This window comes from Yersinia sp. 2542 StPb PI (assembly GCF_048593855.1).
GTDB classification, from domain to species: Bacteria; Pseudomonadota; Gammaproteobacteria; order Enterobacterales; family Enterobacteriaceae; genus Yersinia; species Yersinia enterocolitica_E.
On sequence record NZ_JAZGQA010000517.1, the window covers coordinates 1 to 401 of the forward strand.

Sequence of the window (401 nt, forward strand, 5' to 3'; positions counted from 1 at the left end):
GCTCAGCGCTCTTTACTCATATCACGAGAGAATGCTGTTTTCCATACTATTGAATCAGAAGTGTATCAGGATGTGCTGACAACCCGAGCTATCGCGGTACCTAAAGAAAGTATGATTGTATCAAGTGAACGAGGAGGAAAAGTCACTGAAGTCGCCAAACAGGCTTTCGATACTGTCGAGAAAGGCGATGTTATTATTCGTTTATCTAACTATGATTTTATGCTGGAAGCGACATCCAGAATAGTGAATATTACCGAGCAAATAAGCAATCTACGCAATATGAAAATACAATTGGAACAAGATAATAGAGAGACAAAACTTAATTTACAAGAGGCTCAGCATCAAATAACGACTATATCGAGAGATTTAGCCAGGCATCAAGTCCTCGACATGAAATCAAT

1 pseudogene is annotated in these 401 nt (G+C 38.9%); it reads left to right on the plus strand.

The window, feature by feature from the left end:
• A pseudogene (locus V1952_RS22570) lies at positions 1-401 on the plus strand (RND transporter); the annotation flags it as partial.